General features: G+C 60.5%; 19 protein-coding genes. 8 read left to right on the top strand and 11 right to left on the bottom strand.

The window, feature by feature from the left end; all coding sequences use genetic code 11:
• Positions 1-104 precede the first annotated feature (104 nt).
• Positions 105-800, top strand: a complete 696-nt coding sequence (locus tag ACQKIK_RS16805; protein ID WP_102837089.1) for a carbonic anhydrase — start codon at positions 105-107, stop codon at positions 798-800.
• 21 nt (positions 801-821) lie between these two features.
• On the opposite strand, the gene ACQKIK_RS16800 is transcribed toward ACQKIK_RS16805, so the two are convergent.
• From ACQKIK_RS16800 to ACQKIK_RS16790, 3 genes are all read right to left on the bottom strand, one after another.
• On the bottom strand, positions 822-1,610 hold the full coding sequence (locus ACQKIK_RS16800; protein ID WP_499136786.1) for a substrate-binding periplasmic protein: 789 nt from the start codon (positions 1,608-1,610) through the stop codon (positions 822-824).
• A 247-nt stretch (positions 1,611-1,857) separates the two neighbouring features.
• A complete protein-coding gene (locus ACQKIK_RS16795; protein WP_319298479.1) occupies positions 1,858-2,310 on the bottom strand; it encodes a thioesterase domain-containing protein in 453 nt (150 codons plus the stop codon).
• 131 nt (positions 2,311-2,441) lie between these two features.
• Positions 2,442-2,846 carry a YkgJ family cysteine cluster protein gene (locus ACQKIK_RS16790; protein ID WP_102837086.1) on the bottom strand — a complete coding sequence of 135 codons (405 nt, stop codon included), beginning with the start codon at positions 2,844-2,846 and terminating at the stop codon, positions 2,442-2,444.
• A gap of 203 nt (positions 2,847-3,049) precedes the next feature.
• Between ACQKIK_RS16790 and ACQKIK_RS16785 the strand changes: the two genes are divergently transcribed.
• The 5 genes from ACQKIK_RS16785 (at position 3,050) to ACQKIK_RS16765 (ending at position 8,238) form a co-directional block, all read left to right on the top strand.
• Positions 3,050-5,509 (top strand): glycogen/starch/alpha-glucan phosphorylase, encoded by a 2,460-nt coding sequence (locus ACQKIK_RS16785; RefSeq protein ID WP_499136785.1) that lies wholly within the window; start codon positions 3,050-3,052, stop codon positions 5,507-5,509.
• A 210-nt stretch (positions 5,510-5,719) separates the two neighbouring features.
• Positions 5,720-6,730 (top strand): class 1 fructose-bisphosphatase, encoded by a 1,011-nt coding sequence (locus ACQKIK_RS16780; protein WP_499136784.1) that lies wholly within the window; start codon positions 5,720-5,722, stop codon positions 6,728-6,730.
• A gap of 3 nt (positions 6,731-6,733) precedes the next feature.
• Entirely contained in the window at positions 6,734-7,336 is a 603-nt protein-coding gene (locus tag ACQKIK_RS16775) for a DUF924 family protein (protein WP_499136783.1), read from the top strand.
• Positions 7,337-7,428: 92 nt separating this feature from the next.
• On the top strand, positions 7,429-7,683 hold the full coding sequence (locus ACQKIK_RS16770; protein WP_045422544.1) for a lipoprotein: 255 nt from the start codon (positions 7,429-7,431) through the stop codon (positions 7,681-7,683).
• A gap of 9 nt (positions 7,684-7,692) precedes the next feature.
• Positions 7,693-8,238, top strand: a complete 546-nt coding sequence (locus ACQKIK_RS16765; RefSeq protein ID WP_499136782.1) for a lipocalin family protein — start codon at positions 7,693-7,695, stop codon at positions 8,236-8,238.
• 26 nt (positions 8,239-8,264) lie between these two features.
• On the opposite strand, the gene ACQKIK_RS16760 is transcribed toward ACQKIK_RS16765, so the two are convergent.
• Positions 8,265-8,696 (bottom strand): hypothetical protein, encoded by a 432-nt coding sequence (locus ACQKIK_RS16760; RefSeq protein WP_045422540.1) that lies wholly within the window; start codon positions 8,694-8,696, stop codon positions 8,265-8,267.
• A gap of 76 nt (positions 8,697-8,772) precedes the next feature.
• Here ACQKIK_RS16760 and pip point away from each other — a divergent pair, with 76 nt between their 5' ends.
• Both pip and dtd read left to right on the top strand, forming a co-directional pair.
• A complete protein-coding gene (pip, locus tag ACQKIK_RS16755; RefSeq protein WP_499136781.1) occupies positions 8,773-9,744 on the top strand; it encodes a prolyl aminopeptidase in 972 nt (323 codons plus the stop codon).
• Positions 9,744-10,181: a D-aminoacyl-tRNA deacylase gene (gene dtd / locus ACQKIK_RS16750; protein ID WP_499136780.1), complete on the top strand. Its 438-nt coding sequence runs from the start codon at positions 9,744-9,746 to the stop codon at positions 10,179-10,181. Before pip ends, dtd begins: the two co-directional genes overlap by 1 nt.
• A 21-nt stretch (positions 10,182-10,202) precedes the next feature.
• Here the strand turns inward: dtd and ACQKIK_RS16745 are convergent, their stop codons facing one another.
• From ACQKIK_RS16745 to hisI, 7 genes are all read right to left on the bottom strand, one after another.
• Positions 10,203-10,622, bottom strand: a complete 420-nt coding sequence (locus ACQKIK_RS16745; RefSeq protein ID WP_499136779.1) for a UPF0158 family protein — start codon at positions 10,620-10,622, stop codon at positions 10,203-10,205.
• A gap of 101 nt (positions 10,623-10,723) precedes the next feature.
• Positions 10,724-11,431: a 16S rRNA (uracil(1498)-N(3))-methyltransferase gene (locus ACQKIK_RS16740; RefSeq protein ID WP_499136778.1), complete on the bottom strand. Its 708-nt coding sequence runs from the start codon at positions 11,429-11,431 to the stop codon at positions 10,724-10,726.
• Positions 11,428-12,231 carry a twin-arginine translocase subunit TatC gene (gene tatC / locus ACQKIK_RS16735; RefSeq protein WP_499136777.1) on the bottom strand — a complete coding sequence of 268 codons (804 nt, stop codon included), beginning with the start codon at positions 12,229-12,231 and terminating at the stop codon, positions 11,428-11,430. Before tatC ends, ACQKIK_RS16740 begins: the two co-directional genes overlap by 4 nt.
• Positions 12,228-12,617, bottom strand: a complete 390-nt coding sequence (tatB, locus tag ACQKIK_RS16730; RefSeq protein WP_499136776.1) for a Sec-independent protein translocase protein TatB — start codon at positions 12,615-12,617, stop codon at positions 12,228-12,230. The genes tatC and tatB overlap by 4 nt, the downstream gene beginning before the upstream one ends.
• Before the next feature lie 6 nt (positions 12,618-12,623).
• Positions 12,624-12,854 (bottom strand): twin-arginine translocase TatA/TatE family subunit, encoded by a 231-nt coding sequence (gene tatA, locus ACQKIK_RS16725; protein WP_045422526.1) that lies wholly within the window; start codon positions 12,852-12,854, stop codon positions 12,624-12,626.
• A gap of 24 nt (positions 12,855-12,878) precedes the next feature.
• Positions 12,879-13,211, bottom strand: a complete 333-nt coding sequence (locus ACQKIK_RS16720; RefSeq protein WP_045422524.1) for a phosphoribosyl-ATP diphosphatase — start codon at positions 13,209-13,211, stop codon at positions 12,879-12,881.
• The gene (gene hisI, locus ACQKIK_RS16715; protein ID WP_046163544.1) at positions 13,204-13,599 is read right to left on the bottom strand and encodes a phosphoribosyl-AMP cyclohydrolase; all 396 of its coding nucleotides are present in this window, start codon (positions 13,597-13,599) and stop codon (positions 13,204-13,206) included. The genes ACQKIK_RS16720 and hisI overlap by 8 nt, the downstream gene beginning before the upstream one ends.
• Positions 13,600-13,610: the final 11 nt, after the last annotated feature.

Below are 13,610 nucleotides of genomic sequence, written 5' to 3'. Positions count from 1 at the left end.
GCCGGGCCAGGCTCCGGCGTTCGTTACGGTCTGTCACATCTGTGCAGTGTCCGGCCTTGAACGTGCAACGTCGTACCTAACCAAACCACAAGAGAGATCGTGTTATGAGTCTCGATGAGAAGACGACCGAAACAGCGCAGGAGGCGCTCGACAACCTGATCGCAGGGGTTATTCAGTTCCGCGAAGATATCTATCCGGAGCAGCGCGAGCTATTCAACAAGCTTGCCCACGAGCAGACGCCGCGGGCGATGTTCATCACCTGTGCAGACTCGCGCATCCTGCCCGAGTTGATCACCCAGAGCTCGCCGGGCGACCTGTTCGTGACCCGCAATGTCGGCAACATCGTGCCACCCTACGGGATCATGAATGGCGGTGTATCGACCGCTATCGAATTCGCTGTGATGGCGCTTGGCGTGCATCACATCATTGTCTGCGGGCATTCCGATTGCGGCGCGATGAAAGCGGTGCTGAACCCTTCGAGCCTCGACGGCATGCCGACCGTACGCAGCTGGCTGCGTCACGCTGAAGTGGCCCGCACCGTTGTCGAAGAAAATTGCGGCTGCGCCGACCACAACACACTGGGCGTGCTGACCGAGGAAAACGTCCTTGCGCAGCTTGATCACCTGCGCACGCACCCTTCGGTCGCAGCGCGGTTGGCCAGTGGGCAGCTGTTCATTCACGGTTGGGTCTACAACATCGGTACCAGCGAAATTCGCGCCTACGATGCGTCCAAGGGCGAGTTCCGTCTGATCGGCGACGGCCCGTTGCCCATGGCTACGCCCAAGTCGCGCTATGTGTGAGCTTGTCGCGACCCGTTGCGGTCACGGCACCTTGCGGTCACGTATGAGGTAGCAGAGGTCAGGGGTCTTGCTGCAGCCGGCATATCCCTCACCGATCACCTCATTGAGCGCGCCCTGCAAACGCTCGACGGCTTCGTCGGGCGTGTCCTTGTGCAGCGCCAGGTAGAGGTCTTCAGCGCGAAAACTCAGCACTTGCGTGAGGCCTTCTGCTCCCTGCTCCTTGGCGTGATAACGCCAGACTGGATCGGCCGTGGCCCATAGATCGAGGCGGCCACTGAGCAGTTTGCGCAGGTTTTCCTCTTCGCTAAGACTGTCGGTCGGCCGCAAGCCCTGGCTCTCCAGGTACTGGCTGATACCGCTGCTTTTCTGTGCACCGATCTGCAACCCCTTGGCCTGCGTCAGGGTGCTCAGGTCGATGCGCTTTTCCGCGGTAGCGAGCAGTACGCTTTCATAGCGGGCGAGGGGGCCTACCCATTTGAACTGCCCATCGTTCTGCGGCGTGCGGGCGACGGAAAACAATCCGTGACCGCTGTCTGTGAGGGTCTGGGTGTAAATGCGGTCCCAGGGGGAGCGCAGCGTCAGGCTGTAGCCGATGCCGGCGCGTTTGAAGATTTCCCGAACGGTGTCGGTGGCGATGCCTTGAACCTCATCACCACGGGCGAAGTTCTTGTGGCTGGGCCCCATGTTGAAGGGTGGGAAGTTGTCGGTCTGCAGGATGATCTGATAGTTCTTCGGTAACTCGGCATGCGCCTCACCGCTGATGGCGAGCAGAATACTGAGCAATAGGATGGCTATACGGGGCAGGCCCATGGCATCGGCTCCTTGACGCTGTTTTTTTATTGTTGGCGGTTGCAGCGTAGTCTGCTGGGGGCTTGCATGCCAGTCGGAGGAGGGTGCTGGCGCGGTGGCCAAGGCGGAGGCGAGACGCGTGTACCGGCGGCGATCACGCGTCGACTTAAGCGGTTGCAGTGGCGCCCGAGGATTCAGCGACGCCGGGGCGTCCGCGTGCTCAACAAGCTGCGCGCACCCCGGCAGTGCAGATGGAGCGGCTGTGCGGTTACTTATGCAGCACGAACTGACCGGTGAAGCGCACCGCATCCCGGCCATCTGAAGCGAGAATGCGGCTGTGCAGGGTAAGGCGTGAGCGGCCACGGCGACGGTAAATCGTCTCGAATCGCTCCCAGGCACCCTCGTCCGGCGCCGAGCAGATAGCAGTGGCGTCATCCACCACTGGCAGCGGATAGTCAATCTGGCCTTCCTGGATGACGATATGACCGTCGTCGATCCCGGCCTCGCGCAGGCGCAGGTGCAGCCAGCCCCAGCCAGCCAGCACCGATACGCAGTAAAGACTGCCGCCGAACATGCTGCTTTTGTGGTTGATGTTCGCTTGCAGCGGCACCTTCACACGCAGCTCATGGTTTTCCCAATGCTCGACGCGCAGGCCCATCGCCCGGGTCAGTGGGATGTCGTGGTGCAGAATGGCTTCCAGGTAGCGGCTATCGCGGCTCATGCCGGGTGGATTCCTAACGTGTGCGGATACAGGCAGACGTCAAGCATGACTGCTGAGTCACGATATTGCCAGTTTCCGCAACGCTTTTTGGCGACCAGGAGTCGCCGTTCCGGATGACCCGGAAGCTGCCATCAGCGCGCTGCGGTTTTCTGCTGATAGGCACAGTAGCCGGGCCGTGGACCGACATGCGGGTGGTTGCGGCAAGTGTCCGGGCGCTTGGCATAGACCGTGCACAAGCGAGTCTTGCGATCGAGGTAGAGACAGTCGCCGTTGGCCAGTCGCGTGAGGGTGAAAATGCCGTGCTTCTGATTGAAGTGTTCGATGAGGCCTTCCTTGCTCAGGCGTTTGGCAACACTCTTCAGCGGCTCATCACGCTCGAAGGCATCGACCACCTCGAGACGGATCAGGTCGTCAATTCGTACTTCGACCGGCAAGGTGCAACACGTGGCGTGGCAATCTCGGCACAGGCCGTTGCTGTAGCGCGCCCAGGTTTCCAGGCGTTCGGGGTCGGCAGAGGCGATCAAACGTGTCTTCACGGCGGGGGCATCGGTAATGGCGGCGCGCGATCATAGCGACACGGGGTGGAATTTCCAGTGAAACCGACGAGTCGAACGCCGGACAGACGGTCGCCCGGATGCTGCAGAAACCTGCAAACCTGTCTGTAGTGCGGTTTTTCCGAGGTGGCTTGGCGCTGCCATGAATCCTTCATATCTTTTCACCCGCTGCATGAGGTCTGTCCATGACGCAAGAAACGACTGCTCCCAACGCTGACGAGGTCGCCGCTTTTCGGGAAAACGTGATCAGCAAGCTGACCTATTCAATTGGCAAGGACCCCGAGCATGCCTCCGACCATGACTGGTTCGAGGCGGTGGCGCTGGCCACGCGTGACCGCATGATCGATCAGTGGATGGACCGTACTCGGCAGGGTTACCGTGAAGGGAAGAAGCGGGTCTATTACCTCTCGCTGGAATTTCTCATCGGCCGCCTGCTTACTGACAGCCTGAGCAATCTGGGCCTGCTCGATGTGGCGCGCGAGGCGCTGGCCGGCGTAGATATCGACTTCGAGCGCATCCGTACATTGGAACCTGATGCTGCACTGGGCAATGGTGGGCTGGGTCGGCTTGCGGCTTGCTTCATGGAAAGCATGGCGACCCTTGGAGTGGCCGCGCATGGCTACGGCATCCGCTACGACCATGGTCTGTTCCGCCAGGCCATCGTCGATGGCTGGCAACACGAGCAGACCGAAACCTGGCTGAACTTCGGCAATCCATGGGAGTTCGAGCGTCCGGAAGTCAGCTACCTGATCGGCTTTGGCGGCAGCGTGGCGGCGATGCCCTCCGATGGCAGCAGCAGCGATCAACCCAAGCATTTCTGGCATTGGGCCGAAGGGGTTCGCGCGATTGCCTATGACACGCCCGTGGTGGGGTGGCGCGGTGCTAGCGTCAACACGCTGCGCCTCTGGCGTGCGCGGGCGGAGGCGGACTTCCATCTGGAGCGCTTCAACGCCGGCGATCACATCGGTGCGGTCGCCGAGGAAGCACGCGCTGAGAGTATTTCCCGCGTGCTGTACCCCGCCGACAGCACCGAAGCAGGGCAGGAATTGCGGCTGCGGCAGGAGTATTTCTTCGTTGCGGCATCCTTGCAGGACCTCTTGCGCCGGCATCTGGACCAGCGCGGCACACTGATTAACCTGCCCGAATTCGCTTCGATCCAGCTCAACGACACGCACCCGGCCATTGCCGTTGCCGAGTTGATGCGCTTGCTGGTGGACGTGCACGACATCCCGTGGCGCAAGGCCTGGGAGCTGACGGTCGGCACCCTGTCCTACACCAACCACACGCTGCTGCCCGAGGCACTAGAAACCTGGCCCGTCGGGCTGATGGAGCGCCTGCTGCCGCGGCACATGCAGATCATCTATCTGATCAACGCCCAGCATCTCGATGCCTTGCGTGAGCGCGGCATCCATGACGTCAACCTCCTGCGCTCGGTCTCGCTGATCGAAGAAGGCCACGGCCGTCGCGTGCGTATGGGCAACCTGGCGTTTCTCGGTTCGCATTGCGTCAACGGTGTATCAGCGCTGCACACCGGCCTGATGCGCGAAACGGTGTTCACCGATCTGCATTCGCTGTACCCCAAGCGGATCAGCAACAAGACCAACGGCATCACCTTCCGCCGCTGGCTGTATCAGGCCAACCCTCAGCTGACCCGTCTGCTGGTCGATCATATCGGCGAGGAACTGCTCGACTCGCCGGAGACATTGCTGCGCCAGCTGGAGCCCTACGCTGATCAGCCAGACTTCCGCGCCCGCTTCGCCGCCCAGCGCCTGGGCAACAAGAAGTTGCTGGCGCGCATGATTCAGGAGCGACTGGGGATTACCGTTGACCCAAATGCGCTGTTCGATGTGCACGTCAAACGCATCCACGAGTACAAGCGTCAGCTGCTGAACCTGCTGCATACCGTCGCGTTGTATCAGGCGATTCGCTCGGATCCAGGCGGCCATTGGGTGCCGCGCGTGAAGATCTTCGCCGGCAAGGCGGCGGCCAGTTATCACACGGCCAAACTGATCATCAAACTGACCAACGATATCGCACGGACCATCAACGATGATCCGACGGTGCGTGGTCTGCTGAAGGTCGTGTTCCTGCCGAACTACAACGTCAGTCTGGCCGAGCGCATCATCCCCGCCGCGGATCTGTCCGAGCAGATCTCCACCGCCGGACTCGAGGCGTCGGGGACCAGCAACATGAAGTTCGCCCTCAACGGCGCGCTGACCATCGGAACGCTGGATGGCGCCAACGTCGAGATGTGCGAGCAGATTGGTGCCGACCACATGTTTATCTTTGGCATGACCGCACAGGAGGTCGAGGCGCGCAAACAGGCCAACGAGTACAACGCCGAAGCCACCATTATCGGTTCGCCGCGGCTCAACGAAGTCCTGATGGCGATCCGCAACGGCGCCTTCTCGGCTGAAGACCCGGGTCGTTATACCGCCTTGATTGACGGCTTGAAATGGCACGACACCTTCATGGTGTGTGCCGACTTCGAAGCCTACTGGGCGGCGCAGCTGGAGGTTGAAGCGCGCTGGCGCGACGCCGACAGCTGGTGGCGCTCGGCAGTGCTCAATACGGCGCGTACTGGCTGGTTCTCGTCGGACCGTACTATCCGTGAGTACGCTCAGGAGATCTGGAAGGTGCTCTGACGGGCGATGTGGGGCGGCTTGGCGGGTTGATGGATCGGACCGCCGCCGCTTCCGCATAATGGGAGGGGCTCCGGGAAGACGGAAGACATGGCTTGCAGGCACTTTGCCGCTTCGCTGAACTCTGCGCCCTGTCGACAGGTCTGAGGGAGGGTTAGTTTCCCCCTGGCCTGCTAAACTGCGCGGGCTTATCCATCCCTCCGGAGCCATTCCATGTCACGCGTAACCCTGAGTCGCTACTTGATTGAGCAGACCCGCAGCAACAACACCCCTGCAGATCTGCGCTTCCTTATCGAAGTAGTGGCTCGAGCGTGCAAGGAAATCAGCCACGCCGTCTCCAAAGGCGCATTGGGCGGTGTTCTCGGGGCGACCGAAACTGAGAACATCCAGGGCGAAGTCCAGAAGAAACTCGACGTCCTTTCCAACGAAATCCTGCTCGAAGCGAACGAGTGGGGCGGTCACCTGGCCGGTATGGCCTCGGAAGAAATGGACAACGCCTACCAGATTCCTGGCAAGTACCCGAAAGGCGCCTACCTGCTGGTCTTCGACCCGCTGGACGGCTCCAGCAACATTGACGTCAATGTGTCGGTCGGCACCATCTTCTCCGTACTGCGCTGCCCAGACGCGTGCTTCTCCCAAAATGACGCCCTTGGCGAGGAGGCTTTCCTCCAGCCAGGTACCAAGCAGGTTGCAGCCGGTTATGCGATCTACGGACCGCAGACCATGCTCATGCTGACGCTGGGCAACGGCGTCATGGGCTTCACCCTCGACCGTGAACTGGGTAGCTTCGTGCTGACTCATGAAAACATCCGTGTGCCGGAAAGCACCGCTGAGTTCGCCATCAACATGTCAAATCAGCGTCACTGGGAAGCACCGGTGCAGCGCTACGTGAGTGAATTGCTGGCCGGCAATGAAGGCCCGCTGAGCAAGAACTACAACATGCGCTGGATCGCGTCGATGGTGGCCGACGTGCACCGCATCCTGACCCGTGGCGGCATGTTCATGTACCCACGCGATTCGCGCGAGCCTGGCAAGGCCGGCAAGCTGCGCTTGATGTACGAAGCCAACCCGATGTCCTTTATCATCGAGCAGGCCGGCGGCGCGGCAACCACCGGCACTCAGCGCATTCTCGACGTCCAGCCCGAGTCGCTGCACCAGCGTGTGCCAGTGTTCCTGGGGTCGAAGGAAGAAGTCGAGCGCGTCACTGGCTACCACAAGGCCTGAAAGATGACGTCGCCCTCACAGGAATTGCTGAACTGGTGGTTCGGTGAGGGCACCACCGCTACTGAGGTAGCTGGCGCAAAGAATGGCCTCTGGTTCGGTTACAAGCCCGAACAGGATGAAGAAGCCCACGAGCGTTTCGGCGATCTCACCGAGCGCGCACTCGCAGGCGAGCTGAACGAGTGGGCCGAGTCGCCACATGGCTGGCTCGCACTTGTCCTTCTCCTTGATCAGCTTCCGCGCATGATCCATCGTGGCACACCGAAGGCATTCGTCGGCGACGAGCGCGCTCTGCAGCTCGTGCGGGACGGCATGGCCCACGGCGGCGATGTCCTGCTGGCGCCTATACAGCGTGTATTCATTTACCTTGTGCTGGAACACGCGGAAAATCTCAGCGTGCAGGATCAGGCCGTGCAGCAGTTCGAGCAGCTCCTTGGCATCGCCGATGCGGGCGAGCAAAAGCTGTTTGCCGATTTCCTCGACTTTGCTGAACGCCATCGGCAGGTCATTGCTCGCTTCGGCCGCTTTCCTCATCGCAATGCCATTCTGGGTCGCAGCTCAAGCGAGGCTGAACAGACTTTTCTCGCTGGGCCTGGTTCAGGCTTCTAGTCCTGCTGAGGAACCATCCTGGGCGGCTTGTTTTCTATCTGTTACCGCAAGGCCAAGCAAGGCCAGCCGTTGACTCAAAAAAGGAATCCGACATGTCGTTGCGCTATGTATCGCTGGTCGTCGCTGTCGTGCTGTTGGCTGCGTGCAGTCCGGTGACGCAGGAAAACTTCGCCAAGTTGCAGGCGGGGATGTCCCGTGTAGAGGTCGAAAAGCTATTGGGCAAGCCAGGCGAGTGCGCCGGCGCGCTGGGCATGTCGAGCTGCACCTGGGGGCAGAAAAATCGCTTTATCAGCATCCAGTTCGCGGGTGACAAAGTCATGATGTTTTCGGGCCAAGGTCTGAAATAAGGAGCCCTAATGCGTTTGTTCGTTGCGCTTTTCACTGCACTACTGATCGCCGGGTGCGCAGGTTCCGGCAGTAACGTGAACGGACCTGAGACGGCCAGACAGGTGAATCTGGAACGCTATCAAGGCACCTGGTACGAGCAGGCGCGCCTGCCGATGTTTTTTCAGCGCAACTGCGTGCGCTCGCAGGCGAATTACCGGCTGCAGGATGACGGCCGCGTGGCGGTGACCAATCGCTGCGAAACCGAAGATGGTGAACAGCAAGAGGCCACGGGGCAGGCGGTACCACAGCAGAAGGGCGAGACGGACAAGCTGTGGGTTCGCTTCGACAACTGGTTCAGCAACCTCTTCCCGGGCCTGACCAACGGACATTACTGGATCCTTTATCTTGCCGATGACTACAGTGTGGCGCTGGTCGGCAGTCCTGATCGGGATTACCTCTGGTTGCTATCGCGAGAAAAGGAGATCGATGATGCAACCCGGGACCGGTTGCTCGACGAGGCCCGTAAGCGTGGCTATGACACCAGCGAGCTGATCTGGCGCGGTGAAACGGGCTGAGTTGCCATTTCGCAGGGGCAGGTCGGCTAGTCCCAGTTCAATCGAGCCAGTTGCCATTTCCCATCGGCTAGCCACCATTCGAGCCGGGCGTTGTAATGCCCGAGCCGCTGAGGCAGGAGGGCTTCGGCACCGGTCAGCGCCACCTGTGCCTCGCTGTAGCCTTTGTCAGGGTAGGTCGGGTCAATCCAGCTGCGGCTGTTGAGTGCGATGACGTTCACGTTGCGATGACGTAGGAACATCAAGGTAGCCGTGCGTCTTGCCCAGTCCCGATCCGCCTCTTGGTTAGCGCTGAACTCCTGGTGAATGAGGTCCATGAGGCGTGAGGTGTCCTTGCTTTCGATGCTCTCCTGCAGCGATTCAACAGCCGCCTGCAGCGCAGCCTCTGGATCATCGCGACCACATCCGACCAGCATCAGCGCTACCGCCATGAACGCGACGGCTAATTTCCATACGGGCATGCCTAACCTCTCGAACCTCGTTATGATGCCGGAAACGTCAGGCGGCCTAACCCGCGTACCGATCATGGAGTGTGCCATGCAAACCTTGTATCCGGAGATCAAACCCTACGCCCGGCATGAGCTGGCGGTCGAAGCGCCGCATGTGCTTTACGTCGACGAGAGTGGGTCGCCGGAGGGCCTGCCTGTTGTGTTCGTTCACGGTGGCCCGGGCGGTGGTTGTGATGCGCTGAGTCGTCGCTTCTTCGACCCCAACCTTTACCGCATCATCACGTTCGATCAGCGTGGCTGCGGTCGTTCCACCCCCCATGCAAGCCTCGAAAATAACACCACGGCGCACCTGATCGCGGACATGGAGCACATCCGAGAGTTTCTCGGAATCGATAAATGGGTGCTGTTTGGCGGCTCCTGGGGTTCGACGCTGTCGCTCGCGTATGCCCAAACCTTTCCTGAGCGTGTCCATGCACTCATCTTGCGGGGCATCTTTCTGTGTCGGCCGGAGGACTTCCACTGGTTCTATCAGGAAGGTGCTAGCCGCCTGTTTCCAGATTATTGGCAGGACTTCATCGCCCCGATTCCGCCAGAAGAACGCGGCGATCTCATGCAGGCGTTCTACAAGCGTCTGACCGGTACTGACCAGATCGCCCAAATGCATGCGGCCAAGGCTTGGTCCTGCTGGGAGGGACGCACGGCCACGCTGCGGCCCAATACTCAGGTAGTCGATCGTTTCTCCGATACTCATCGTGCGCTGGCAATGGCGCGTATCGAGTGCCATTACTTCGTCAACCAGGCCTTTCTTGAGCCGAACCAGTTACTGCGCGACGTGCACAAGATTGCACACCTGCCGGGCATCATCGTGCATGGCCGTTATGACGTGATCTGCCCGCTGGACAATGCGTGGGCGCTGCACGAGGCCTGGCCCAACAGTGAGCTGCAGATCATTCGCGAGGCTGGCCATTCAGCATCCGAACATGGCATCTGCGATGCACTGGTCCGAGCCGCGGCCGAGATAGCACGGCGCCTGCTCGACCTGCCCCCTGAGGAGGCCTGATGAAGGCATTGATCCAGCGCGTGCGTCAGGCGCGGGTCGAGGTGGCTGGCGAGGTGATCGGCTCGATCGATCAGGGCCTGCTGGTGCTGGTCGGGGTCGAGCGGGAGGATGATCGAGCGCGTGCCGATAAGCTCCTGCACAAGCTGTTGCGATACCGAGTGTTCAGCGACGAGAACCACAAGATGAACCGCTCACTTTCTGACGTCGGTGGTGGTCTGTTGCTGGTTTCTCAATTCACCCTAGCGGCGGACACGAACAGTGGTCTACGGCCGAGCTTCTCAACTGCTGCGCCTCCAGAGCTGGGCGAAGAGCTCTACAATTACCTGGTCGGTCAGGCGCGTCTGCAGCATCCGAATTTGGCCTGCGGCCGTTTCGGTGCCGATATGCAGGTCTATCTTCAGAACGACGGGCCGGTGACCTTCCTGCTGGAAAGCTGAGGATAAGGCGGCGGGGCTCGGTCAGTGTTTCGACGATTCGAGCCCGTTTTCGTGCAGCCAGGTAATAGCGTACTCACGCAACTGCACCGCCTGATAGTCCAGCCAGGCCTGGCGAACATCCGGAAAGTCTTCCAGCTTGAAGTCGAACGTTCGCAGCGGCTTGCGTCCCTGCAAGGCATGGGCAAGGACGGTATGTGCGTTGGGGTCGTGCTGGGTGAACAGGAAGGCTTCACGCATCGCGATCGACTGCGCCAGCCCGAGAGACTCGATGTGCAAGTAGCGATCTTCTTGCACATCATATTTTTCATCGGCACCTGGGGCGGCTTCTCCGGGGAAAACCACCTGAATCTGGCCGGACTCCAAGTCCAAGTAATGCTCGCTGGCGTCGCGGTTTTCCAAGGCGTATTCCAGGCGGTGAAGATCTATGGTCAAAGGTCGCATGGCTACAACTATGATTGAGGGGTTCACAGGCTCTGACCCGTGTGCACCGCTTGCGTGCACTACGTTCATCGGTACTGCGTCGCATCTCGGCTAAATGATCTTCAGAACAAGCGCGCCAGCAGGGCGCTGACGGCGGTCTCAACTCGCAGAATGCGATCCCCAAGCTGCACTGGCTGCAGGCCGGCCTCGGTCAGTTTCTCCACTTCATAGGGTATCCAGCCGCCTTCGGGACCAATAGCCAGCGTCACCGGCTCGCTCAGTGCGCGAGGGCAGTCCGGGTAGTCGCCTGGGTGACCGACCAGGCCGCGGGTACCGGCAGCCAGCTGTGGCAGGCGGTCTTCTACGAAGGGTTTGAAGCGCTTCTCGATGATGACTTCAGGCAACACGGTATCGCGGGCCTGCTCCAGCCCGAGTAGCAGCTGTTCGCGGATGGCCTGCGGCTCCAGGAAAGGGGTCTGCCAGAAACTCTTCTCTACGCGGTAGCTGTTAAGCAAGACAAGCTTGGGCACGCCCATGCTGGCTACCGTCTGCAGCACGCGGCGCAGCATCTTCGGCCGGGGCAAGGCCAACAGCAGAGTGACGGGCAATTTGGCTGGCGGGGTTTGCTGCAGCTCGATCCTGAGTTCGGCTTCCGTGGCGTCCAGACGCAGCAGCTGTCCCTGGCCCATTTGGCCGCCTAGCAGTCCGACCCTCAGGCACTCTCCCGCCTCGGCGCGGTGAACCTCATGGAGGTGTGTCAGACGGCGGTCACGCAGAACTACCCGATCGGCGGCGACAAAGTCGACCGCCTCCAGCAGCAACAGATTCACGGACGTGAAACGGGCGGTTGATCGCCGGGGTCGGGCTCGCTGCCGTCTGCATCACCGCGAAATTCTTCTTCGCGCTTCTTCACCATGCTGCCGCAGAGTAGACCGGCCTCGAACAGTATCCACATAGGCACAGCGAGCAAAGCCTGGGAGAACACGTCGGGCGGCGTCAACACCATGCCAACGACGAAGCAGCCGACCACAACGTAGGGACGGCTTTTGCGCAGGGTGGCTACGTCGACGATGCCCACCCATATCAGCAGGAAGGTCGCTACCGGGATTTCGAACGCCACGCCAAAAGCGAAGAACAATGTCAGCACGAAGTCGAGGTACTGACCGATGTCGGTCATCATCTCCACGCCTTCGGGCGTCACGCTGGCAAAGAAGCCGAACATGATCGGGAAGACCACGAAGTACGCGAAGGCCATGCCGCCGTAGAAGAGGAAGATGCTGGAGATCAGCAACGGCACCGCAACGCGCTTTTCATGCTTGTACAGACCGGGCGCAATAAAGCTCCAGATCTGATGCAGGATGACCGGCATCGACAGGAACAGCGCCACCATCATCGTCAGTTTGAACGGCGTCAGGAACGGCGAGGCCACGCCTGTGGCGATCATCGTCGCGCCTTCTGGCAGGTAGGCCCGCAGCGGTGCGGCCACCAGCGCGTAGATCTGCTGGGAGAAGTAAAACAACCCGCCAAACAGCAGCAGTATCGCCACCACGCAGCGCAGTAGCCGCTTGCGCAATTCGGTCAGGTGGGCAATCAGCGGCATTTCCTGATCATCAATGGATGTATTGCTCATGGCTCAGGCGATTTGTCCGGGCGAGGTACGGGGGCCGTGTCGGCGGGTTTGGCTTGTGTGGACGCTGCCTCTTCGAGATGGCTGGCATCCGGTGGCGGAGTGGCCGATTGCGGGGATGGCGTGCTGTTGGCGCTGGGCGAGCTGGGCATGATGCTCTGCTTCATTTCCCGTTCAAGGTCGAGGATGCGCTCGTTGTGCAGCTGACGGCGAATCTCGTCGGCGCCGATCTCGCGCTCGACCTCAGATTTGATGTTGGCAAAGCTGCGCTTGGCCCGGCCAATCCAGAGCCCAGCGGTGCGCACGGCACCAGGCAAGCGCTCCGGGCCCAGCACAAACAGCGCAACCAGGCCGATCAGCAGCAGTTCAGTGAAGCCGATATCGAACATGGCGCCTCAGTTCTTCTTTGTCGGATCTTCGACCTTGCGGGCCTCGGCATCGATGGTGTGACTCTGCTTTTCTTCGACGCTGGGCTTTTCCTCATCGGTGCCCATGGACTTGCGGAAGCCCTTGATCGCATCGCCAAGGTCGGAGCCCATGCCCTTGAGGCGCTTGGTGCCAAAAAGCATGACCACGATGAGCAGAACGATCAGGAGCTGCCAGATGCTGATTCCACCAAAACCCATGCTGCAGTACTCCGAAGTTGTCTATCAGGAATGTGGGCGCGCGGCTTTTTCCGCATGCCCAGAGAGACCGAATCGCCGGTCGAGTTCGTCCAGAACCGCCTGTGGATGCTGATCCAGCGCGGCCAGCATTACCAAACTGTGAAACCAGAGGTCGGCGGTTTCGTAGATCAGGTCGCTGGCGTCACCGCTTGCGGCAGCGTCTTTGGCGGCCAGTATGGTTTCCACCGACTCCTCGCCGACCTTCTCAAGAATTTTGTTCAGTCCCTTATGGTAGAGGCTGGCCACATAGGAACTGTCCGCCGCGGCGCCCTTGCGGGCTTCCAGCACCTCGGCCAGACGGGAAAACGTATCACTCATGCGTCTGCTCCGCGTATATCGCGTGCGGGTCCTTGAGGACCGGTTCGACAGTCTTCCAATCACCGTTCTCGAAGACTCGGTAGAAACAGCTTTCACGCCCGGTGTGGCAGGCAATGCCACCAAGCTGTTCGACCATCAATACAATCACGTCGGCGTCGCAGTCCAGGCGCAGCTCGTGCAGCTTCTGCACGTGGCCGGATTCCTCCCCCTTGCGCCACAGCTTGCCACGCGAACGTGACCAATAGATGGCGCGGTTCTCCGTGGTGGTCAGCTCCAGCGCTTCGCGATTCATCCAGGCCATCATCAGGATGCGCCCGGTCTGATGGTCCTGGGCGATCGCCGGTACCAGCCCGTCTTCGTTCCAGTTGATTTGATCCAGCCAGTTCATCGGATTCTCCA

Origin of the sequence: Pseudomonas sp. NPDC047961 (genome assembly GCF_050272435.1) — a bacterium.
Taxonomy (GTDB): Bacteria; Pseudomonadota; Gammaproteobacteria; order Pseudomonadales; family Pseudomonadaceae; genus Stutzerimonas.
This window is presented reverse-complemented; position numbering and strand designations above follow the sequence as displayed.